22 protein-coding genes are annotated in these 22184 nt (G+C 59.5%); 15 read left to right on the top strand and 7 right to left on the bottom strand.

The genetic code is table 11. The features are described 5' to 3' along the window. Positions 1–14 precede the first annotated feature (14 nt). From ACSSVV_RS18000 to hemL, 5 genes are read left to right on the top strand one after another with little or no spacing between them, the layout of a single operon-like run. Complete coding sequence (locus ACSSVV_RS18000; RefSeq protein ID WP_023007990.1) at positions 15–1790, top strand: chloride channel protein; 1776 nt, start codon at positions 15–17, stop codon at positions 1788–1790. A gap of 3 nt (positions 1791–1793) precedes the next feature. Next, positions 1794–2216, top strand: a complete 423-nt coding sequence (hemJ, locus tag ACSSVV_RS17995) for a protoporphyrinogen oxidase HemJ (protein WP_011784219.1) — start codon at positions 1794–1796, stop codon at positions 2214–2216. Positions 2217–2257: 41 nt separating this feature from the next. Next, positions 2258–3019 (top strand): bifunctional hydroxymethylpyrimidine kinase/phosphomethylpyrimidine kinase, encoded by a 762-nt coding sequence (thiD, locus tag ACSSVV_RS17990; RefSeq protein ID WP_011784218.1) that lies wholly within the window; start codon positions 2258–2260, stop codon positions 3017–3019. Then, positions 3007–3675, top strand: a complete 669-nt coding sequence (thiE, locus tag ACSSVV_RS17985; RefSeq protein WP_011784217.1) for a thiamine phosphate synthase — start codon at positions 3007–3009, stop codon at positions 3673–3675. Before thiD ends, thiE begins: the two co-directional genes overlap by 13 nt. Before the next feature lie 12 nt (positions 3676–3687). Then, positions 3688–4968 (top strand): glutamate-1-semialdehyde 2,1-aminomutase, encoded by a 1281-nt coding sequence (hemL, locus tag ACSSVV_RS17980; RefSeq protein ID WP_011784216.1) that lies wholly within the window; start codon positions 3688–3690, stop codon positions 4966–4968. A 46-nt stretch (positions 4969–5014) separates the two neighbouring features. On the opposite strand, the gene ACSSVV_RS17975 is transcribed toward hemL, so the two are convergent. From ACSSVV_RS17975 to ACSSVV_RS17960, 4 genes are all read right to left on the bottom strand, one after another. Then, complete coding sequence (locus ACSSVV_RS17975) at positions 5015–6286, bottom strand: tetratricopeptide repeat protein (RefSeq protein ID WP_236078960.1); 1272 nt, start codon at positions 6284–6286, stop codon at positions 5015–5017. Positions 6287–6400: 114 nt separating this feature from the next. After that, entirely contained in the window at positions 6401–6796 is a 396-nt protein-coding gene (locus tag ACSSVV_RS17970) for a hypothetical protein (RefSeq protein WP_011784214.1), read from the bottom strand. Then, positions 6793–7479 carry a zf-HC2 domain-containing protein gene (locus ACSSVV_RS17965; RefSeq protein ID WP_081432096.1) on the bottom strand — a complete coding sequence of 229 codons (687 nt, stop codon included), beginning with the start codon at positions 7477–7479 and terminating at the stop codon, positions 6793–6795. The genes ACSSVV_RS17970 and ACSSVV_RS17965 overlap by 4 nt, the downstream gene beginning before the upstream one ends. 10 nt (positions 7480–7489) lie before the next feature. Then, complete coding sequence (locus tag ACSSVV_RS17960; protein WP_081432057.1) at positions 7490–8077, bottom strand: RNA polymerase sigma factor; 588 nt, start codon at positions 8075–8077, stop codon at positions 7490–7492. Positions 8078–8274: 197 nt separating this feature from the next. On the opposite strand from ACSSVV_RS17960, the gene ACSSVV_RS17955 reads away from it, so the two are divergent. Then, positions 8275–9213 carry a DUF4382 domain-containing protein gene (locus tag ACSSVV_RS17955; protein WP_011784211.1) on the top strand — a complete coding sequence of 313 codons (939 nt, stop codon included), beginning with the start codon at positions 8275–8277 and terminating at the stop codon, positions 9211–9213. Positions 9214–9273: 60 nt separating this feature from the next. Here ACSSVV_RS17955 and ACSSVV_RS17950 read toward each other — a convergent pair whose 3' ends face one another. Both ACSSVV_RS17950 and mrcB read right to left on the bottom strand, forming a co-directional pair. Next, the gene (locus ACSSVV_RS17950; RefSeq protein ID WP_014420459.1) at positions 9274–9855 is read right to left on the bottom strand and encodes a tetratricopeptide repeat protein; all 582 of its coding nucleotides are present in this window, start codon (positions 9853–9855) and stop codon (positions 9274–9276) included. Further along, positions 9852–12170, bottom strand: a complete 2319-nt coding sequence (gene mrcB, locus ACSSVV_RS17945) for a penicillin-binding protein 1B (RefSeq protein WP_022991903.1) — start codon at positions 12168–12170, stop codon at positions 9852–9854. The genes ACSSVV_RS17950 and mrcB overlap by 4 nt, the downstream gene beginning before the upstream one ends. Before the next feature lie 130 nt (positions 12171–12300). Between mrcB and ACSSVV_RS17940 the strand changes: the two genes are divergently transcribed. The 3 genes from ACSSVV_RS17940 (at position 12301) to ACSSVV_RS17930 (ending at position 14697) form a co-directional block, all read left to right on the top strand. Beyond that, positions 12301–13881 carry a bifunctional aminoglycoside phosphotransferase/ATP-binding protein gene (locus ACSSVV_RS17940; RefSeq protein ID WP_022991902.1) on the top strand — a complete coding sequence of 527 codons (1581 nt, stop codon included), beginning with the start codon at positions 12301–12303 and terminating at the stop codon, positions 13879–13881. Between the two features lie 79 nt (positions 13882–13960). After that, positions 13961–14329, top strand: coding sequence for a pentapeptide repeat-containing protein (locus ACSSVV_RS17935; RefSeq protein WP_011784207.1), 369 nt, complete (start codon positions 13961–13963; stop codon positions 14327–14329). Beyond that, a complete protein-coding gene (locus ACSSVV_RS17930; RefSeq protein WP_022991900.1) occupies positions 14326–14697 on the top strand; it encodes a Rieske (2Fe-2S) protein in 372 nt (123 codons plus the stop codon). The genes ACSSVV_RS17935 and ACSSVV_RS17930 overlap by 4 nt, the downstream gene beginning before the upstream one ends. Here ACSSVV_RS17930 and sfsA read toward each other — a convergent pair. Beyond that, the gene (gene sfsA / locus ACSSVV_RS17925; protein ID WP_454106678.1) at positions 14681–15412 is read right to left on the bottom strand and encodes a DNA/RNA nuclease SfsA; all 732 of its coding nucleotides are present in this window, start codon (positions 15410–15412) and stop codon (positions 14681–14683) included. The genes ACSSVV_RS17930 and sfsA overlap by 17 nt on opposite strands. A 172-nt stretch (positions 15413–15584) precedes the next feature. Between sfsA and dksA the strand changes: the two genes are divergently transcribed. From dksA to ACSSVV_RS17895, 6 genes are all read left to right on the top strand, one after another. Continuing rightward, positions 15585–16025 (top strand): RNA polymerase-binding protein DksA, encoded by a 441-nt coding sequence (dksA, locus tag ACSSVV_RS17920; RefSeq protein WP_008940629.1) that lies wholly within the window; start codon positions 15585–15587, stop codon positions 16023–16025. A gap of 47 nt (positions 16026–16072) precedes the next feature. Further along, positions 16073–16990 (top strand): tRNA glutamyl-Q(34) synthetase GluQRS, encoded by a 918-nt coding sequence (gene gluQRS, locus ACSSVV_RS17915; RefSeq protein ID WP_023008002.1) that lies wholly within the window; start codon positions 16073–16075, stop codon positions 16988–16990. A 4-nt stretch (positions 16991–16994) separates the two neighbouring features. Further along, positions 16995–17171, top strand: a complete 177-nt coding sequence (locus ACSSVV_RS17910; protein ID WP_011784202.1) for a hypothetical protein — start codon at positions 16995–16997, stop codon at positions 17169–17171. Then, complete coding sequence (locus ACSSVV_RS17905; RefSeq protein ID WP_454106677.1) at positions 17161–20124, top strand: ATP-binding protein; 2964 nt, start codon at positions 17161–17163, stop codon at positions 20122–20124. Before ACSSVV_RS17910 ends, ACSSVV_RS17905 begins: the two co-directional genes overlap by 11 nt. Positions 20125–20131: 7 nt before the next feature. Beyond that, a complete protein-coding gene (locus tag ACSSVV_RS17900) occupies positions 20132–21526 on the top strand; it encodes a sigma-54-dependent transcriptional regulator (RefSeq protein WP_454106676.1) in 1395 nt (464 codons plus the stop codon). Positions 21527–21853: 327 nt separating this feature from the next. Next, a complete protein-coding gene (locus ACSSVV_RS17895; RefSeq protein WP_141068050.1) occupies positions 21854–22141 on the top strand; it encodes a hypothetical protein in 288 nt (95 codons plus the stop codon). The last annotated feature ends 43 nt before the right edge of the window (positions 22142–22184 follow it).

Below are 22184 nucleotides of genomic sequence, written 5' to 3'. Positions count from 1 at the left end.
GGAACACCCCGCCAATGCGTAGCATCAGGCAACAGATTACCGAGAATCTGATCCCCGTATTCCGGCGGAAGCTCTCCGGCGTTGATGCCTTACCGCAATTGGCGGTTCTTGGCCTGCTGTCCGGCATTGTGACCGGCGGCGTGATCCTGCTTTTCCGACTCGCTATTGAATGGCCACTGGAGCATTTCCTGCCGGGCCAGGGCTCAGAGAGTTTCGAAGAGCTGGATCTGCTCACCCGCGGTCTTCTGCCACTGGCGGGGGCTCTGGGGCTGGGGCTGCTGTTGCACAAACTCGCCCTGCACGATCGCAAAGTCGGCATCGTTCATATCATGGAGCGGCTGAACTACCATCAGGGCTACATCTCCTTCCGCAGCGCCATGGTTCAGTTTGTTTCCGGCGTTACCACGGTCATTACCGGGCAATCCGCCGGCCGGGAGGGGCCCGCCGTCCATCTGGGCGCGGCCTTCTCCAGCCTGCTCGGGCAATGGATGCGGCTGCCCAACAACAGCATTCGTACGCTGGTCGCCTGCGGTTGTGCCGCTGCCATTTCCGCCTCCTTCAACACTCCCATCTCCGGCGTGATTTTCGCCATGGAAGTGGTGATGATGGAATACACCATTGCCGGCTTCACTCCGATCATCCTGGCCGCGGTCAGCGCTGCCATCGTCACCCAGGCGGTTTATGGCACCGAACCGGCGTTCAGTGTCCCGGCTCTGACCATGAATTCACTGCTGGAGATCCCCTGGATTCTCGCCATTGCCGTTATTATCGGCATCGCAGCGGCCGGATTTATCCAACTGGTAGACAGTATGGGCCGTTACCATCACCGCCCGGTGTTGCTACGAATTGCCGTGGCCGGCCTGTTGATGGTGCCCTTCGCCCTGGTGATCCCGGAAACCATGGGCATCGGCTACGATACGGTGAGCGAAACCATTCACGGTGAACTCGGATTCTGGTTACTGATCGGCGCGGGCAGCGCCAAGCTGATCATCACCGGATTGTCCATTGGACTGGGTATGCCCAGCGGTGTTATCGGCCCCACCATCTTCATGGGCGCCACCCTGGGCGGCGCCATGGGCCTGATCGGCGCCCAGATGTTCCCGGACATTGCCTCATCGGTGGGGTTTTACGCCATGCTGGGTATGGGGGCGATGATGGGCGCCGTGCTGCAGGCGCCACTGGCGGCTTTAATGGCGCTGATGGAGCTCACCCGGAACCCGAACATCATACTGCCAGGCATGCTGATGATTACTACCGCCAGCCTGGTAACCAGCGAAGCTTTCGGCAAGAAATCGCTATTCCTGACCATCCTCAAGAGCCAGGGCCTGAGCTACCAGAATTCCCCCGTTATCCAGGCACTGAGGCGGGTTTCGGTTGGCGCCATCATGGAACGGAATATTCTTCGAACCGAGCGCGCGCTCACGCTTGAAGAAGCCAAGAAAGCCCTGAAATCGGAACCGAAATGGCTTCTGGTGGAAGGCAGCAATGGCCCCACCGCCCTGCTACCGGCCGTCGATCTGGCCCGCTTTCTTGAGGACACCGAGAAGCAGGCCGCCGAGGAAGGCACCGAATTACCGGAATCCATTGATTTGATGGAAATCCCCGCCAACCGGCGGGATGTGGCACCGGTACAGTACCAGGCAACGCTGGAAGAAGCCCTGCATCAATTCGACAGCACCCAAGCTGAGGCACTATACGTACAACGCCATGTGGCCCCCATGATTCAACGGGTTTATGGTGTTGTGCTGCAAACGGATATCGAAAGCTACTACCAATACCGACGGAGTTAACGAATGCTTTGGGTGAAAGCCTTCCACATTATTTCCCTGGTGTGCTGGTTCGCCGGCATTTTCTATCTGCCCAGACTGTTCGTGTATCATGCCGCCTGCGAGGATGAACCAGGCAAAGAGCGGTTCAAGGTGATGGAACGCAAGCTTTACCGTGGCATTACTACGCCTTCCATGGTCGCCACGGTTGTATTCGGTGTCTGGCTGCTCAGCTATAACTGGTCAGGCTATTTCAGCCAGGGGTGGCTGCATGCCAAGCTGACGCTGGTGGCTTTGCTGATCATCTACCACTTCTACTGTGGTCACCTTGTCAAAGTGTTCCGGGATGATCAGAACACCCGTAGCCACGTGTTCTACCGCTGGTTTAATGAGCTGCCGGTGTTTGTCCTGCTCGCTGTCGTGATTCTTGCTGTTGTTAAACCATTCTGAGGAGATCGGCCATCAAAAGCTTCACCCGCCCCCACGTACTGGTGCTCTCCGGGCTGGATCCGTCTGGTGGCGCCGGCATACAGGCAGACATACAGGCCATCACATCCATCGGCGCCCATCCGCTGCCCGTGCTCACCTGCCTGACCGTGCAGGACACCCGCAACGTATATGGCGCCGAGCCCGTCAGCCCGGACCTGATCAAACAGCAACTGGAGTGCCTTGCCCAGGATACGCCCATCCACGCCATCAAAACCGGGGCGCTCGGAAATGCCGAAGTGGTGGAGGTACTGGTGGAGTTTGTACAGAAGCATTCGGGCGTGCCTTTGATTGTCGACCCGGTGATCAAGGCGGCTGGCGGTGGCGATCTGGCCGATGATGCGCTTGTAGCGGCCATGAAAGACAAGCTATTTGCCAGGGCCGAAATGATTACGCCGAACGGCGTTGAACTGGCTCAGCTCGGCGGCAGCGACAATCCGGCAGAGGCCGCCCGCAACCTTTTGCAGACCGGCTGCGAATCCGTGCTTGCCACCGGCGGCCACGGCTCCGGCATCCACATCATCAACACATTGTATAACCACGCCCCGGAGCCCATGGAATGGGAGGTGGAAAGGGTTGGTGCCAATGAATATCACGGCACCGGCTGCACGCTGGCAGCTGCCATTGCCGCCGGCCGGGCCATGGGCCTGTCACCGAGGGCCGCGATTTCCCAGGCGCAGAATTACGTGCATCGGGCGCTGCTGCATGCCCTGACAGTTGGCCAGGGTCAGAAAGTTCCCGACCGGGGTATTCTGTGGGAACGGTAAGGTCTCAGATCAGACCCGGACTGTACGCCATCACCGATAACCGGCTAACCCCTGCCGACACCCTGATTGTCTCGGTAGAGGCAGCCCTGGCCGGAGGCGCGCGGCTGGTTCAGTATCGGGACAAGGGATCGACAGCCTCTGAACGGCTGGTTCAGGCCAGGAACCTCAACAGCCTGTGCCAGGGGTTCGACGTTCCGTTACTGATTAATGACGACCCGGAACTTGCCGCCCGAGTCGGCGCCGCTGGGGTTCATCTGGGTCAGGATGATTGCTCATTGGTCGACGCCAGGCGCTTGCTCGGGGAGCATGCCATTATCGGCATCACCTGCCATCACAGCCTGAATCTGGCCCAGACAGCCGTTGACGGCGGTGCGGATTACCTGGCCTTCGGCCGCTTTTACGATTCGGCTACCAAGCCAGGTGCGCCCCCGGCCTCGCCGGACGTTTTAACCGAGGCAAAAGCCCTTGGGTTACCCATTACAGCCATAGGCGGAATCACCGGCAACAATGCGGAGCCCCTGATCCGTGCCGGGGCAGACCTGGTTGCCGTAGTGGGCGGCCTGTTCGGCGGCCAACCCTCAGACATTGAAGCCCGGGCCAAGGCATTTAACCGTCAGTTCGCCCGGCATCATCCACTTTTTTCACTTTCCGAATAACAGGAGACAACCGTGAATCATTCCGAAACCCTCTTTGAACAGGCCCAGAAATACATTCCCGGCGGCGTGAACTCCCCGGTACGGGCATTCCGTGGTGTTGGCGGTACTCCGGTCTTTTTCAAACACGCCGAGGGCGCCTATCTCTATGACGAAGATGACCGGCGGTACATCGATTTTATTGGTTCCTGGGGCCCGATGATCCTGGGCCATTCCGATCCCCGCATCAAAGCAGCGCTGCACGCTCAGGTCGATCTGGGCGTGGGGTACGGCGCGCCCACCGCCATTGAAACGGAGATGGCGAAAAAGGTGTGTGAGCTGGTGCCGTCCATCGAACTGGTGCGCATGGTCAACTCCGGCACCGAGGCCACCATGAGTGCCATCCGCCTGGCCCGCGGCTATACCGGCCGCGACAAGATCGTGAAATTCGAAGGTTGCTACCACGGCCACGTGGACTCCCTGCTCGTCAAAGCCGGTTCTGGCGCCCTGACCCTGGGTGTACCCAACTCACCGGGAATTCCGGCCAGCCTGGCGGAGCACACCCTGACCCTGACCTACAACGATATTGACGAGGTTCGTGAAACCTTTCGTCAGATGGGCGATCAGATCGCGGCCATTATCGTTGAGCCTGTGGCCGGCAATATGAACTGCATCCCGCCCGTGCCCGGCTTCCTGGAAGCGCTGCGGGAAGTGTGCGATGAGCACGGCACCGTGCTGATCTTCGATGAGGTGATGACCGGTTTCCGAGTATCGCTCGGCGGCGCCCAGGGATTCTACGGGGTGAAACCGGACCTGACGGCTCTGGGCAAGGTGATTGGCGGCGGCCTGCCCGTCGGTGCATTCGGCGGTAAGCGCGAAATCATGGAGCATATCTCGCCGCTGGGCCCGGTTTATCAGGCCGGCACCCTGAGTGGTAACCCGCTGGCAATGACCGCTGGGCTGACCACGCTGAATGCCATTTCCGAGCCCGGGTTCCACGACCGGCTGACGGAAAAAACCAATCGGGTGAAGGATGGCTTCAAGGCGGCAGCGGATGAAGCCGGCATCCCTCTGGCAGTTCAGTCCGCGGGTGCCATGTTCGGTTTCTTCTTTACTGCCGAACCATCCATCACGCGCTTTGACCAGGTGATGGCCTGTGACGTGGAACGCTTCAAGGCGTTCTTCCAGGGCATGCTGAAGGAAGGCGTTTACCTTGCGCCCTCAGCATTCGAGGCAGGCTTTACCACCGCAGCGTTGTCCGATGAGGATATTGAATTCACGCTTGCGGCTGCGCGCAAGGTCATGAAAACGTTGTGAGGCACCATTGCCCCCGGCATCAATCCGGGGGCAAACCTCCGCAGAGCTAGAATACGCCCTCAAGGGAGAGCAACAGCGTATGCTGGCGATAATCGTATTCGTTGAGCTCACTCTGCTGATGACGGAAAAACCATTGTGGCCTTAATAACCAGCGCGCAGTGAGATCGTACTCAGCCATCAGCCCAACTCCGGTCAGGACGTCTTCCCGCCTGCGCTCCACCAGCATTCCCGACTCAACCCAGCGATGCGGCTTGCCATAGCGACTTTGGCGAACCGATAGCTCACCCGCCAGGGCCAACTCCGGCGACAGCTGATAATTCGCTTCCAGAATAAGCTCGTGCCTTGTGGGCGATACGCTGACAAACCGTTCGGGTACGTCCAGATCTTCCCGGTTGTTCAGTTCCAGGCGGTACTCGCCTGCCAGGTCCAGATCACCCAACGGATAACCCAGCCCTGCCTTCAACTGGTACCACTGGCCATCGTAGGCTTGGTAGCCGTCACCACCATCCACCTGCTCCAGGGCAAACGCCACGTCACACCTCAGATCTTCGGCAGGTAAACACTCGGCAGACCGGGCCAGCAACTCAGCCCCCCAGCGGGTTTCCAGACTGTCTCCGTCAAGCCACGAACGCGACACCACGGGCCGAACCCCAACCGCCCAAGGCCCCCAGGAACGCATGACACCGAAGCGCGCCTGTAACAACTGCTGATCGTAATCGCCGTCCTCGACATAGTGTCGGGCAAACGCGATCAGGTCCATCGAGAGCCAACGATCGGCATCCATTGCATAATCAAAGGAACCGGCGGCAACAACTTCGCCAAGTGCACTTCCCTGATTACTGGCGGAATCTTCAGGGGTTGCCGAGAGATTGCTGTCGTAACCTGCGCCGAGGGACAAATAACCATAGGCATCCACTCGGCGCTCGGCCAGAAGAAGTGCCGGACCGTCGAGTTGTGCCAACTGCTGCTCGGCAAGACGCTGGACAGATTCCGGTGGCGAAGCCGCGAGGCTCGCCTCAAACCATCTACAGGCTTCCCCCGGCCGATCATCAGCAAGGGCGACCAGGCCCAGGTTATACGCGGCCAAGGCGCGATCGTCGCTGTCCAGTAAACGGGAAAACCACTGCCGGGCCGCCGGATAATCCCCCAGCCGATAACAGACCACACCCAGATTGTAATGCAGTGACGGAGACTGAACGCCCAGCTGTGCAGCCTGCTCAAAGCTTTCCCGCGCCTGGCCAAGGTTGCCTTGCTGAAACTGGACCACACCCTGGGCCAGAGCTTCGCTTGCCCCATCAGAGAAAGCGGATTGGGCCAACAGGGGCTGACCGAGAAGAAACAAAAAGATGAAGAGGAGACGCAAAGACAACCCCGGGGTCAGTCAATAAATCGAAAACCGTTGACGGAAACCGAGGTTACCACAAGCTTTGAGTTACGGCCTCGAGGATTGAGGCGGACGTTCCGGCTTTTTGCCAGGATCAATATCGGGGCGCTTGTCGGAACCAGGCCGCTTCGGCCGGTTCTCACGAACGTCGCGGGCACGCTCTGAGATGGACTGACCAAAATCCCGCCCTTTTTCATGGGCCTGCTCGCGAATTTGCTGGCCCGGCGGCTCACCATCGCCACGTCCAAGCCCGGAGGAACGACGCTCCAGTGCCGGCAACTCCGGCAGCCGAATTTCCCGGGCAACCGATTCCGTTACGTCCTCATTCTCACCAACCAGCCGCATGGTGACATCAAGATCGTCCCGGCCAAACACCGGCGCGGACATCAGGGCGAGCATAAGGCCAGCGGTTGCGAAGCCAAGGGATCCGTTATAACCACTCATGTTGCAGGCTCCTTAACATCCACAGGGGCATGCCGGCTCGCCCCCGGGTAATCGGGTATGGTGGCCCGAAAAACTTTCTGCCGGCCTTCAGCATCCAGCTCGGCAACAAGCTCGCCGTCCCCGGGGAACATAATCCGCAGGGGTAATGCCAGCACATTGTCACCCTGTTCCAGGCTCACCTGCCAGCGCACCTGATGCTGCCCGGGCAAGCCTGCGATTTCCACATGAGGCGGCAGATTCAAGGTAAGGGTAACGTCATCCAGGGGCTCTCCCGCCGTGAATGCAAGGCGTACGGTTCTCTCCACCGGCGCGACAACGGGGGGGTCCACCACCTCCGCCACAGCGACAGCCTCATGACCAGCCTCATCAGGCTGCCACAGTCCGAACTGCCCGATGAACAACCCCAATGCCAGTGCTGCCGCCACCGCACCACCCCACGCCATGTGTACACGCCGGCCCGAACCGGAAGACAACTCCCGAAACACCCGCGATTCAAAATCCGGGGCCGGCGGAGGCACATCAAACTGCGCCGCCATCCGGGACATCAACACTTCTTCCATATCACAACGACGCCGGCACCGAGGGCAACGTTGCAAATGCTCACGCACCACTGCCGCCCTATTCTCGGAGAGTGTCGCCCTGACATAATCAGGTAATTGTGATCGAATGCTTGGACAGGACATGGTCATCACCTCACTCCTCAACACGCCGGACGTCGCTTCCCGGTTCCATGCGCTGCTGCAGGTATTTTCTCAACGTGGCGCGGCTGCGATGTAATCGCGACTTCACGGTACCAACCGCAACACCCAGTACCTCGGCCACATCCTCCTGTCGCCAGCCGTCAACATCATGCAGAAGCAGCAAGGTTCTCTGATCTGGCGAAAGCCGGTCCATAGCCTCGTCCAGCATGAAGCCGAGGCGCGACTGATCGAAGACAAGTTCTGGCGTGGCATCATCAGATTCCAGCGCATCGAACCAATCCGCCTGGTGGTCCGCCTCCATGAGTTCACTGGCTGCCCGGTCGGCACGGCGCCCCCTGCGGCGAATCGAATCCACAAACTGACGATAAAGCACACGGTTCAGCCAGGGTCGAAGCTGTTCCACCGTCTCCAGTTCGGATAATCGGGGATACAGTTTGACGACCACATCCTGCACCAGATCCTCAGCGTCCTGACGGGTTCCGGTCAAACGGTAGGCAAACGCATACATCCCCTCGAGGTGGGGCTGAACCAACCGATGGAAACGTTTCTGTGCGGACGGGCGGAAAGGGAAAATTGCCAAAGACCAACTGCCTGATCGAAATTCTGGAAGAGGGCAGTCTATCTTACGCCCGCCCTGTGTGCACTTCAGGCGATAATGACGGATTTATGGCCGGATGTTAATGCAGCAACCGGAACCTTTTTCAAACCCTCTGCGTTGGGTTCTGACTGGCACCCAACGACCAGGCCAGAACTGGACCAAAAAAACCGGAGGGTTTTATGAAGCAAATGAGCAGAGTATTTGTCGTTTCTGCGCTGGCCAGCGCACTGGTGGCATGCGGTGGTAGCGGCGGTTCCTCATCATCGGGTGAGACCGGCTCGGTCTCCGTTGGACTGACCGACGCCCCGACCATGGAGCTGTCCAGCGTCAACATCGCGTTCAATGCCATCCGGCTCAAGCCGGCCGACGGTGACTGGCTGGAATTCAACCTTGATGAAACCGGTGTGGTTGACCTGCTTACACTGCAAGGCGGCGTAACCGAGCCACTGATCACCAACGAGGAAGTGCCGGCCGGGGTCTATAACGAAATCCGGCTGATTATCGACACCGACAACTCCTACGTAACCAAAGAAAGCGATGGCGGCAGCCAGTTCACCCTTGCCGTTCCCTCAGGTGAGCAGAGCGGACTGAAACTGAAAGGCGACTTCGTGGTGGCGGCTGATTCCAGCAACAACTTCACCATCGATTTTGATGTGCGCAAATCCATTGTGAACCCGCCAGGCAACGCGCTCGCCGATTACATGCTCAAACCCGTGCTTCGACTTGTGGACAACCTGGAGGTTGGCGCCATTGAGGGGACCGTTGATTACGCAACGATTGCCCAAACAAGAGGCACTGACGACGCAGAAGGCACGTTGGCGGATTGCGAGTACAGCGGTGCGGTCTACGTCTACGAAGGCGCTGATGTCGAACCGATTGACCTGAACGTCAGTCGCGATGGCGCCAACCCGTTGATGGTGGTTCCGGTCACCGCTCAGGAATCCGGATCATTCTATGAGTGGACCGCAGCATTCCTGACCGAAGGCCAGTACACCATCGCCTACAGCTGCCAGCTGGACAACAACGAGACCGATGAAACCCTGGAGTTTGATGGGCAACAGAACGTCTCCGTTGTTGCCGGCGAAACAACCGTGGCAGACCCCATACCACAGCCCTGATTTTGCTGTGGCGTTCAGAGACCAGGGACGGTCTCTGAACATTCATTCCGTCAACCCGAGTTACAGCGCCGCGGCCCTGGCCTCAGCCTGATCGGCCCCCGCCACGTTACCGCGAGCCCGGCGGATATCCGCCAGCAGCAACCAGCCCGAACGCTGCATGCGTTCATCGTTGCCCGCCAACGAGAGTCCCTTCAGAGTAAACTGCTCCGCAGCCCCCAGATTGTCCCCGGCAACGTAAGCCTCGGCCAACTTGAAATAGACTTCGGAAGATCTTGGCGCAATGCGCTGGGCACGTTCCAGTCGGGCGATGGCGCCGGCGGAATCACCCTGCCGAAGGCGCTGATCAGCATCACGCACCAACGTGAGCGCGGCGGCCGGCAACTGGTCACCGGATTCGCTGTAGCTGGGCGCCCGGGTGCTCGGCGAGTCCGGCTCAGTGACCGTCGGTTGCTCGCTCTTGCGCCATACCTGTTCGTCCTGTTCATCAGGAATATTGGTGCGTGGTGGTTCCGGCGCCGAACGGCGGTCATCGCCCCCCACGGGCACATAGATGGAGCCGCCACCCGGCCCGGTGGCGCAACCACCGGCCAGGCCGACAAACAGGGCCAGACAGGCTGACCGTATAATCACTTGTTTATTCATTGAAACAATCCTTCAAACCAACCTCGAATTTGCCGGCCAAGACTGCCGTTGCAGCCTGTGTGCTGTTCCGGCTCGCTGCCGGCGATAAACGGAATCAGCCGGGCATTGTCGCAGTTTTCGCCGGTCAGCGCCTGTTCGCCCGGGTTCACCCAGTGATACTGAACGCCATCGGGCATCACCGGTGAGAAACCGTGCTGGGGAATCTGCGCCATGGTGGCAGACCAGACCGGCAAGGCGCCGGAAGCCCCGGTCAACGCGGTCGGGCCGTTATCATCACGGCCGACCCAGGCGACCGCCAGCAGGTCGCCACTGAAACCGGCGAACCAGGAATCACGGCCATCGTCAGTAGTACCGGTCTTGCCCGCCAGTGTCAGGGAATCCGGTAACCGGTAGTAGGCTGACCGGCCCGTGCCTTCCTGCATGGTTTCCTGCATAACGTACTGCACCAGGTGCACCGCGGCAGGATCGGCCACCTGATCCACCTTCAGGCTGTACCGTGACAAGGGCTCATTGGCGGCATCGGTGACTTCCCGAATGGTGCGCAGGGGTGTATTGAAACCGGAGGTTGCCAGGCCCTGATACAGCTGCGCGACATCCACCGGCGACAGGGAAATGGCACCCAGAAGCATCGACGGATAATCCGAAATAGGCGTGGTCACCCCAAAGGCCCTCAGCGTCTCCTGCACCGCCGGTATGCCCACATCCAGCCCTACACGCACGGCCGGCAGGTTGTACGAGCGGGACAGAGCTTCGTGCAGGGGCACCTGACCACGCTCCTTGCCATCATAGTTCTGTGGCTGCCAGCGCCGACCATCGTCAAACTCGAGGGTGAAGGCCTTATCCTGAACCGGCGAAATCAAGGTGTAGCGCTCCGGCTGAGACAGCGCCGTCAGGTAGATAAACGGCTTCACCAGCGAACCGATAGGCCTCCGGGCGTCAACTGCCCGGTTAAAACCGGCGAAGCGGGGGTCTTTGCCCCCCACGAGCGCCAACACCTCGCCGGTATCCTTGGCGGTGACAACCACCGCCGCTTCCAGCGCCTCGGCCACCTCTCCCGATGCCAGGCGAGGCAAGGTATCGGTTGCGGCCTTCTCAGCGGCCTGCTGAACTTCCGGATTCAGGGTGGTGAATATTCTCAGGCCCTCGCTCTGCAGGTCTTCCTCCCGGTAGTCCCGCGCCAGGTGCCGGCGCACCAGATCGATATAGGCCGGGTAGCGATTATCGGTATAGGACGGTTTTGCGCTGAGGCCGAGAGGCCTTGCACTCGCCTCCCTGGCCTCTTGCCCGGAAATCACCCCGGCCTCCGCCATTTCGTCCAGCACCAGGTTACGCCGCGCTTTGGCCCGCTCCGGGTGCCGGCGCGGATTGTAATAACTGGGGCCTTTGACCATGCCAATCAGCAGGGCAATCTGGTGGACATCAATATCCTTCAGCGACTCGCCGAAGAAAAACTGGCTGGCCAGGCCAACACCATGAATGCTGCGAGTGCCTGCCTGACCCAGATAAACTTCATTCAGGTAGGTTTCGAGGATGTCGTCCTTGTCGTAGTGCAGCTCCAGCAATACCGACATCAGGGCTTCGTTGCCCTTGCGCAGAAGGGTTTGCTCCCGGGTCAGGAAAAAGTTTTTCACCAATTGCTGGGTCAGTGTGCTACCGCCCTGAACTATACGACCGGCCTTGATGTTCGCCACCATCGCCCGCGCAATGGAGAGTGGCGCGATGCCGAAATGCTCGTAGAACTGCCGGTCCTCCACAGCCATCAGACCGGCAATCATGGCCTCTGGCACCTCATCCAGCTCCACCAGAATCCGATCCTCCCGGTGGGACGGGTATATTCCGCCAATCTGAGCCGGCTCCAGCCGAACAATCGGAGAGCTGTCGCCCTCCATTACGGAAAACGAATCTACCCGATCGCCACGAACCGCCAGCGAAAGACGCCGTCTCGGCTCCTTGCCATCCGGGAAAGAAAAATCCCGGGTGCTGATGACAAAACGGTCGCCATTTCGCTGCCAGGTTCCGGGCCGACGACCGTCGCCCGAGCGATAGCCTGCCAGCTCCAGTTCACGCACCAGCGCGGCGGCGCTGATACCGGCACCGTCGTAGAGTTCCAGGGGCCGGGCGTACACCCGGGAGGGCACTTCAAAGCGACGTCCTTCGAAGCGGGAGGTCACCACGGCATCGAGATAGACCATCCATCCCGCCAGCAGCACAAGGCACAGGGCAGCTGCGCGAAACAGAAAGCGCCAGAGACCGGAGCGTTTGCGGCGAGGACTGGATTCGGTTTTTTTCTTGCGGGGAGGTGTTTTTTTACTCATGGCGGGATTATATCGAAGGGGGCACCGCTATCGGCAGGTCTGGTGTGTGTTATTTCTGTAATCTGCCCGTTATAGTGGAGCTCTCCAAAAAACGAAAAATCAACAACTTCAAGGATTCCAGGAGCACAACGTGAGCGCCAACGGCCCGGATACACTGATCAAGGCACTGCAGAACCCGGAACTCTACGATCATCCGGTCAAAGAATTCCGCGTGATTGAAACCCATATCTCACAGGTTCTGCTTACCGGTGACTTTGCCTACAAGATCAAGAAACCCATGGATTTCGGGTTCCTGGATTTTTCCACCCTGGAACGCCGCAAACGCTTCTGCGAAGAAGAACTGCGCCTGAACAGCCGTCTGGCGGCCGAACTCTACCTTGAAGTGGTACCCATTACAGGCACCCCGGAGCAACCTCAACTGGGCGGTGAAGGCTCCCCCTTCGAGTACGCCATTCGCATGCGCCAGTTCGATCAGAACCAGCTGTTTGATGTGCGCCAGGAACGCGGCGACCTGCCAGCAGAGCTGCTCACCAATCTTGCCCGCCAGGTTGCAGACTTTCACAAAAGCCTGCCACCGGTCGCCGATGAAAAGCCCCTGGGCACCCCGGAGGCGGTGTATGCCGCCATGCAGGAAAACTTCGACCAGATCCGCCCCATGCTGGATGATGCCGGGTTACTGGCGCAGCTGGACAACCTGGAAGACTGGACCCGCACCACCTTCGAACGCTGCCGGGACTTAATCGCCCACAGACGGGAAAACGGGCTGGTGCGCGAATGTCATGGCGACCTGCACCTGGCCAACATTACCGTGTTCAATGATCAGGTGACGGTGTTTGACTGCATCGAGTTCAACGAGCCGTTCCGCTGGATCGACGTGATGAATGATCTGGCTTTCCTGCTTATGGACCTGGAATCCCGCCAGGAACCGGCGCTGGCGAACCGGGTGCTGAACACCTACCTGGAATACCGCGGTGATTTTGAAGGCCTGGCCTTGCTCCCCCTGTACAAGGCGTACCGCGCCATGGTGCGGGCCAAAATCGCCCTGTTCACCCTGGGCAACCCGAACCTGAGCGAGGCCGAGAAAACCGACCTGATGCAGCGTTACCGGAGCTACGCCCAACTGGCAGAGGATTACGGCGCCATACCGAATCATTACCTGCTGGCCACCACCGGCCTTTCCGCCAGCGGCAAGACCTGCGTGAGTGCCGCCATGGCGGAGGAACTCGGGCTAATCCGGCTGCGCTCTGACGTAGAGCGCAAGCGCCTGCACGGTCTGGGGCCCCTGGACGACAGCAAATCGGGCCTGGGTACCGATCTTTACAGCCCGGAAGCAACCGAAAAAACCTACGCGCATCTGGCAGAGCTGGCCGGAGAGCTGCTGGCTTCAGGGTTGTCCGTCATTGTCGATGCGGCCTGCCTGAAAGAGAAGGAGCGGGCTCAGTTTGCCGGTGTGGCCGAAAATCAGGGGGTCCCCTTCGCTCTGCTGCATTGCGAGGCGCCGGAAGCTCTGCGCCGAGAGTGGGTGCGCAAACGCAAAGGTGATGCCTCGGAGGCAACGGAAGAGTTGCTGGATGCTCAGCAAAGCTGGTTTGAGCCGCTGACCACTGAGGAGAAAACCCACACGGTGCACCTGCACACCGAGGATGAGCACGTTGCCGAGGCGGTTGCTGATCGCATCCGCCAGCATCTGGGCATGGCCGGGCCGGCCTGATCCGAGCTGCCCTGCCATTTTGGCAGGGCGCACTATACTGACACTAAAAACAAACCCTGCTGTCCGTGCGAGGTGCAAGATGGACGATATTCAGGAAAGCGATCTCCAGCATATAGACCACCCCCTGTACGACCTGCTCCGTAGCGAGGATATGGACGCCTTTAATGCCGAGAAAGCCAAACTGAGCGAGCTTCCGAGCTTCGCCCATGGCGATTTCCGCGGACTGGACCTGCGTGGCATGGACGCAAAGGGCCTGGACTTCCGCCATGGCTACTTCCGCGGCGCCGACCTCCGCGGCATCGATTTCTCGAAATCGAGAATGGAAGGAGCCAGCATTGCCAGCGCCAAGATATCCGGCTGCTATTTCCCGCACCGCCTGGAAGCCGACGAAATCGTGATGTCACTCAACCACGGCACCCGTATGCGTTACGCCATCCTGCCCAAATGAGTGCCCACGCAGCCAACTGGCAAACCGTCGCGGCGGCGAGTGAGCTTGTTCCCGGCCAGTTCCTGGAATTTCGCCTGAAAGAGAAAGCGAAAGAACCGGCCGGCATGCCCCTCACCGGTTTTGCCTTTCTGGATGGCACCACACCCCGAGCCTACCTCAACCTGTGCCCTCACCTGGGCATTGAGCTGAACTGGATGCCGGGCCGATTCATGGACAGCGACAATCTGTTTATCCAGTGCTCCACTCACGGCGCCCTGTTCAAGCCCGGTACCGGTGAATGCATTGCGGGCCCCTGCCAGGGCGATGCGCTCTCCGCCCTGGACATTCGCCTGCACGATGGTGAGGTGCAGGTCAGGGTTCCAGACTGACCGGCACCTCCTCAACCAGCTCCAGGCGCCCCGAAGGGTTGCCATCTTCACCGGCCAGTGCAGCCCGATAGGCGATCACCTCTACCCCGGCTTCGCAGGCTTCTCGAAGCAGCTGACCATAGCGGGCATCAATATGATCCGCAGGCCGGACCTGCTCGATCCCGGTGTGGTTCACCACAAAAAACAGCACTGCCCGGTCTCCGTTCTGAACCTGAGCCATTAGCTCCCTCAGATGTTTCTGGCCACGCTCGGTGACGGCGTCCGGGAAATAGCCTTCCCCGCCCTCGGCCAGGGTAACGTTTTTTACCTCCACCCAGGCATCGGGATCGTGATCATGGCCCGACAACAACAGATCGATCCGGCTTTTCTCCGAACCGTAACGCACCTCGGCCCGGCAAAAAGCGTAGCCGGCCAGGCTCTGCACCACACCGGCTTCGATAGCGGCGCGGGCCTGAGCGTTGGGGCGGGCCGTATTGACGCAGGCAAGCACGCCCTGCTCCGTCTCCACCAGCTCCCAGGTGTACTGGAGCTTACGCTTGGGATTAGCACTCCGGCTCAACCACACCCGGGCATTTTCCGGCTGGCACCCCAGCATGGAACCGGTGTTGGGACAGTGGGCGGTTACCTCAGTGCCATCCGGCAATTGCACGTCCGCCAGGAAGCGTTTGTAGCGGCGAATCAGCCGCCCTTCTACCAAAGGTTCAGGAAACTTCATGTGCTCTCCGCAAAAAGTACGTGTCACAAGGCTGGCACCCCTGTGACTTATCTGCTATTTTCCGCAAATTCCCGTTTCAGGACGAATGCTATCCAGGGTAAAACCGCGCAGCCACACTGGCGCGGAGGGAAGCAAAGCGTTCTTGTGAAGTACAAACAAGAGGCCGGGTTCAATGGCAAACACTGCAGAACAACCACGCGAACGTTTTACCAACTTCACCCCTTATGAAATGAAGAAGGGTGAAGAATACATGAGTGCGGAAATGCTCCAGCACTTCAAAGATCTGCTGCTGCAATGGAAGCAGGAGCTGATGGAAGAAGTCGACCGCACCATGCACCACATGCAGGAAGACGCAGCAAACTACGCGGATCCCAGCGATCGCGCAACCCAGGAAGAAGAGTTCAGCCTGGAACTACGCACCCGCGACCGCGAGCGGAAGCTGATCAAGAAAATCGACCAGACTATCGATCGTATCGACAAGGACGACTACGGTTTCTGCGACCAGTGTGGTGTGGAAATCGGCATTCGTCGTCTGGAGGCCCGTCCGACGGCCACTCTGTGCATCGATTGCAAGACCCTGGCTGAGATTCGCGAACGCCAGACCGGCATCTGACGCTTCCCCGGGCCGGCGGCGTGTCCTCCGCCGGCCCTTCTACGCCTATGGCGACTTCACGTTATCGCGGGCGGTTTGCCCCTTCCCCCACCGGCCCACTGCACTTTGGTTCCCTGGTAACGGCTTTGGCCAGCTGGCTGGAAGCAAAGCATGCCCGCGGTGACTGGCTGGTTCGTATCGAAGACCTTGACCCACTAAGGGAACCCCCGGAAGCCACCGGCCAGATACTGCACTCACTGGAATGCCACGGCCTTTTCCCCGACGAGCCCGTCCGCTTTCAGTCCCGGCGCCATGACGCCTACCAGCGCACCATCGAAACTCTGCTGGCGCAGGACAAAGCCTATCGCTGCCGGTGCTCACGCAAACAACTCAAAGACAACCACGGCTACCATCCCAATCGGTGCCGGCGAGGTGACACCAGCCCCGGGGATGGCCCATACGCCGTTCGCTTTGCCCTCGAAGATGAAGCAAGTCACTGGCAGGACGATCTGCTTGGCCCCCAGGTACAGATGGTGCACGCCGAACTGGACGATCCGGTCATTCTGCGCAAGGAAGGTTTCTACGCCTATCAGCTGGCAGTCGTTGTCGACGATATCGACCAGGGCATCACTCATGTGGTTCGCGGCTCTGACCTGCTCGACATGACCGCGCAGCAACAACAGGTCTTCCGGGCCCTGGGTGCCGAGCCACCCCACTGGCTGCACATTCCGGTAATCGTCAATGAACAAGGCCAGAAACTCAGCAAGCAGACCCACGCTCCGGCCCTGGATGACGATCACCCTGCCCGCAATCTCTTTCTGGCACTTCAGGCCATGGGGCAGCAACCGGAGCCGACACTCGCTCGTGCCACGGTTGAAGAAGTTCTCAATTGGGCCGAGGCCCACTGGCAACGGAGCGCCATTCCCCTGACATCCGGGCAGGCCCGTGGTATAACCGGCGGGACACTTTCGCCTTCGGACCGATAACCCGATGTATATCTACCGCCTGGTATTTCTGCTGGTACTGGCTATCTACATTTTTTCGCCCAATATCCTGGATTGGTGGACATCGCCGGAGAATGCCTGGTACAGCCCCTTCGTGATCTGGGGTGGGCTGATTGCTATCGGTTTCTGGCTGGAATGGCGGCGGGATCCCAATGAGTTTTAGCGCCACCGGCCTGCTCCTGGCCAGCCTGTTTTATCTGATCGTTCTGTTCGGCATTGCCTGGGGCACCGAACGGGGCACGTTATTGCGCCGCTGGGTTCGCCACCCACTGATCTATACCCTTAGCCTTGGGGTTTATGCCGGCATCTGGGCCGTCTACGGCGCCATTGGTATGGCGGCGGACTCCGGCTACGGCTTCCTGGCCTATTACCTGGGCATCAGCGGCGCCTTCCTGCTGGCACCGGTTTTGCTCAACCCGATTCTCCGCATAGGCCGCGCCTACCAACTGACGTCGCTGGCCGATCTTTTCGCCTATCGTTACCGCAGCCAGTGGGCGGGCACCCTGGTCACCCTGTGTTCGGCTGCAGCCATTCTGGCCTTGCTGAGCATGCAGATTCAGGCAGTCTCGGTTTCCGCCAGCCTGCTCGCCCCGGATGCGCCGCCGAAAGTTATCAGCGTCATGTTTAGCCTGATCGTGGTGCTGTTCACCATGCTGTTTGGTGCCCGTCGCCATCAGGCCTCCGGCAACCATCAGGGGCTGGTACTGGCCATCGCCTTCGACTCCCTGGTGAAAGTGGTTGCCCTCCTGGTTTTAGGCGGCGTTATCCTGTTCTCGGTTTTCGGTGGTACCAATGGGCTTGAGGCCTGGTTGGCGGAAACTTCACATCCGGAAGCCACCATGACCATGGCAATTAATGACGGAAGCTGGCGGGCACTGCTGCTGATGTCGTTCGCCGCGGCCCTGGTGCTCCCCCACATGTACCACATGACTTTCAGTGAGAACCCGTCCCCCCGTGCCCTCGCGAAGGCCAGCTGGGGATTGCCACTGTACCTGCTGCTGGTCGGCCTGCCGGTGCCGCTGATTGTCTGGGGTGGCCAGTCGCTGTCGGTTGACGCTCCGCCGGCCTTTTTCAGTATCGGCGTAGCCCAGGCCCTGGAGAGCCCCGTCCTGACCATGGCCATGTACATTGCCGGGCTTTCCGCCGCCAGCGGACTGATGATCGTCAGTACCCTGGCCCTGTCCGGCATGGTGCTTAACCACGTTGTTCTGCCGCTCAAGACGCCCCGGGATCAAGGTGACATCTATCGCTGGCTGCAGTGGGTCAAACGCCTACTGATTGCCGTCATCCTGTTTCTGGCCCTGCTGTTCCATGAAACCATTGGCCAGCACCTGGACCTGTCTATTCTGGGCGCCATCTCGCTCTCCGGCACACTGCAGCTGCTGCCGGGCGCGCTTGGCGTCATCTACTGGCCGGAAGGCAACCGCCGTGGCCTCATTGCCGGCCTGTTTACCGGCCTGTTCATCTGGTTGATCACCTTGGTGTTGCCGTTCTCGGTGGCGGCAGACATCCTGTCCTGGCTTGAGTTGCCGGTTACGCCCGGCTACGACAACTGGCACCTGTTCACCTTCGTCAGCCTGACCGCCAACATCAGTGTGTTCGCGCTGGTCTCAATTCTCAGCCCGGCATCACCGGAGGAAACCAGTGCCGCTCAGGCGTGCTCGCTAGGCGCCCTGTCCCGGCCGCAGCGGCGGGAACTGCTGGCAGCATCCTCCAACGAATTCGTGCAGCAACTGGCCGAGCCACTGGGCATCCGGGTCGCCCGTCGGGAAGTGGAGCGGGCCCTGAACCAGCTCAAGCTCCCCAATGTCGAGTTCCGGCCTTACCAGTTGCGGCGGTTGCGGGATCAAGTGGAAATCAACCTGTCTGGCCTGTTGGGGCCTTCGGTCGCACGGGACATCGTCAAGCGCCACCTGGGCTTCAAACCGCTGACCCATGGAGGTACCGGACAGGATATTCGCTATGTGGAGCGAGCGCTGGGTGATTACCAGAATCAGCTCACTGGCCTGGCCGGCGAACTGGACAACCTTCGCCGCCACTACCGGCAGACCCTGCAAAACCTGCCCATCCCCGCCTGTTCAGTGGGTGAAGACGGCGAAATTCTGATGTGGAATCATGCCATGGAGAGCCTCACCAACATTTCCGCCGAGGAAGTGGTCGGGGCCAAGCTGCTGGCACTGCCGGAGCACTGGCACGCCCTGCTGGACGATTTCAATCGAGGCGACGACCTGCACCGCTACAAGCACAGGTTGGATCTTCGCGGCAAGCCACATTGGCTGAACCTGCACAAGGCGGCGCTAAGCGGCCCGGATCACACCGAAGGCGGCTCGATCATCCTGGTGGAAGACCAGACCGAAACCCGCCTGCTGGAAGATGAATTGATGCACAGCGAACGACTGGCCTCCGTAGGGCGCCTCGCGGCCGGCGTCGCTCACGAAATCGGTAATCCCGTCACCGGCATCTCGTCTCTGGCCCAGAACCTGAAACTGGAAACCGATGATCCGTCCATTCTGGAAACTGCAGACCAGATCCAGCAGCAGACCCGACGCATTTCCACCATCCTGCAGTCGCTGATGAACTTCGCACGTACCGGCAACCACGCCCATGCCAACCGTTATGAGCCGGTCAGCCTGCACCGCTGCATTGATGAATCCATCAACCTGCTGTCACTCAGCGAAAAGGGGCTCGGCATCAGTTTTCTGAACGAGTGCCCCGCCAGCCTGCAGGTGCTGGGAGATGAACAACGGCTGGTACAGGTATTCATCAACCTGCTGGCCAATGCCCGGGACGCTTCCCCGGACGGCGGCACCATCCGGGTTGCTGGAAAGGCCGACGGCTACTCCGCTATCATCGAGGTCATTGACGAAGGCTCCGGCATACCGGCAGACCAGCTGGATCATATTTTCGAACCGTTTTACACCACCAAGGCCCCCAACAAAGGAACCGGACTTGGCCTGTCACTGGTGTACAGCATCATTGAAGAGCACTATGGCAACATTCAGGTGGAAAGCCCGGCCAATCCGGAAACCGGCCTGGGCACCTGCGTGAGACTCCGCCTGCCTGCCTACGAGCCTGATACCGACAGCGGTTACAGCAGCCCGAACGAAAGGTCGTGAACACCCTATGCCCCGTATTCTGATTGTTGAAGACGAAGACATTATCCGCTCGGCGGTTCGCAAACTTCTCCAGCACGCCGGCTATGAGGTGGCAGATGCTGTCTCGGTAGAAGAAGCCGAGGGCCTCGACCCGGACAGCTTCGACCTGGTCATCACCGATCTGCGCCTGCCAGGCGCCGCCGGTACGGAAATGATCAACCGCGCCCCCAACACGCCGGTACTGATCATGACCAGTTATGCCAGTTTGCGGTCCGCGGTTGACTCCATGAAGATGGGCGCCGTGGACTACATTGCCAAACCCTTCGACCATGACGAAATGCTCGCGGCTGTAGAGAATATTCTGGCACGCAAGTCTTCGGCTTCCGATGAAACAACCGGTTCTGGTGATGCCGCCAGCACGAGCGGGCCCGACTCGGACCCATCCGAGATCATGTTTGGCCAGTGTGAGCCCATGCAGAAGGTGTTCACCCTGATTCGCAAAGTCGCCCCCACCGAGACCACAGTGCTTATCCAGGGCGAATCCGGTACCGGTAAGGAACTGGCGGCACGGGCTCTGCACCTGCTCAGCCCGCGAGCCCGCAAACCGCTCATCTCCGTAAACTGCGCTGCCATTCCCGAAAGCCTGATCGAATCGGAACTGTTTGGCCACGAGAAAGGCGCCTTTACCGGCGCCGTCTCGGCCCGCACCGGGCTGATTGAAGCGGCAGACGGCGGCAGTCTGTTCCTGGATGAAATCGGCGAACTACCTGCCGAAGCCCAGGCCCGATTGCTGCGGGTGTTGCAGGAAAGCGAGATTCGCAAAGTGGGCTCCACCCAGAGCCGGACCGTGGACGTGCGGATGATCGCCGCAACCCACCGAAACCTGAAAGCCATGACCAGAACCGGCGAGTTCCGGGAAGACCTTTACTACCGGCTGAACGTGATGCAGATCCGCATCCCCCCCCTGCGGGAGCGTCGTGCCGACATTCTGGGCCTGGCCCGCCGGTTCCTGAAACGCCAGGCCAGCAAGCTTGGCCGTCCGGAGCTGTCTCTGAGCCCGGAGGCCATGCAGGCCCTGGAACGCTACCGTTGGCCCGGTAACGTCCGGGAACTGGAAAACGCCATCGAACGGGCCTCAATCCTGACCGATGGCGATGTCATTACCTCGGCGGTACTGGACCTGGACAGCGACTCCGCCGACGAATACATCCCGGAAACCCTGGTTGAGGGCAATAATGAACAAACCCCTGCAAGGGATGTCGATTCGTCCAACGATCTGTCGCTGGAGGATTACTTCCAACACTTTGTGCTTGAAAATCAGGACCGGATGAGCGAGACCGAGCTGGCACAGAAGCTGGGCATCAGCCGGAAGTCACTTTGGGAGCGTCGGCAACGCCTGGGCATTCCCCGCAAAAAAGCCTGACCCAAAGAATGAACCTAGAATCAGTTGTTACCACCTGTTCCTCTCGGTAACACTTCCTGTCCAGATCATGAGACCCAGGTAACACTTTCAGGAGATACGGGGTAACACTTACACACCTCATTTTCACAACCCCTTGTTTAACAAGACTTTTCAAAAACTGGCACGACCACTGCACTCTAATAAGCGCACAACAACAAAAACAAAAGTGACAACGCAGCGCCAAAACAAAAACAAATAGCTGCACGAGCGCCCGGCAACAAAAACAAGAACAGGGTGCAAGCGAACTGAGTGTTTTGGGTACTATGCTTTTTAGGGGTCCCACGACACGTGCGAGTTGTAGATGTAGAGAAGAATCGTCTTCCAGGCGACACTGCAGATACTCCCATAACCCGCACCGTGTTCCTGGCCGCTCTATGTATTCAAAGCTTTCCGTTTGCATTGCTTAAGGTCCTTATCTTGGGGACAACACAGTGGGGTAAAAGAATCAAAAAGAATCCCGGCAACAACAAAAACAATGCAGATCGTCAACGCTTTCAGGGCGGATTCGTGAAAACGGATCCGCCTTTTGATTTTCCGGACTGCCAAAAACAGCCTTCCCTCAACAGGCCTCCATGACCACTTTATTCACTGGCATTTCCGTCAAACATGTGCAATTCCT

This window comes from Marinobacter sp. MBR-105 (assembly GCF_053628895.1).
The sequence above is the reverse complement of the archived record's forward strand: the minus strand, read 5'-3'. Positions and strand labels throughout refer to the sequence as shown.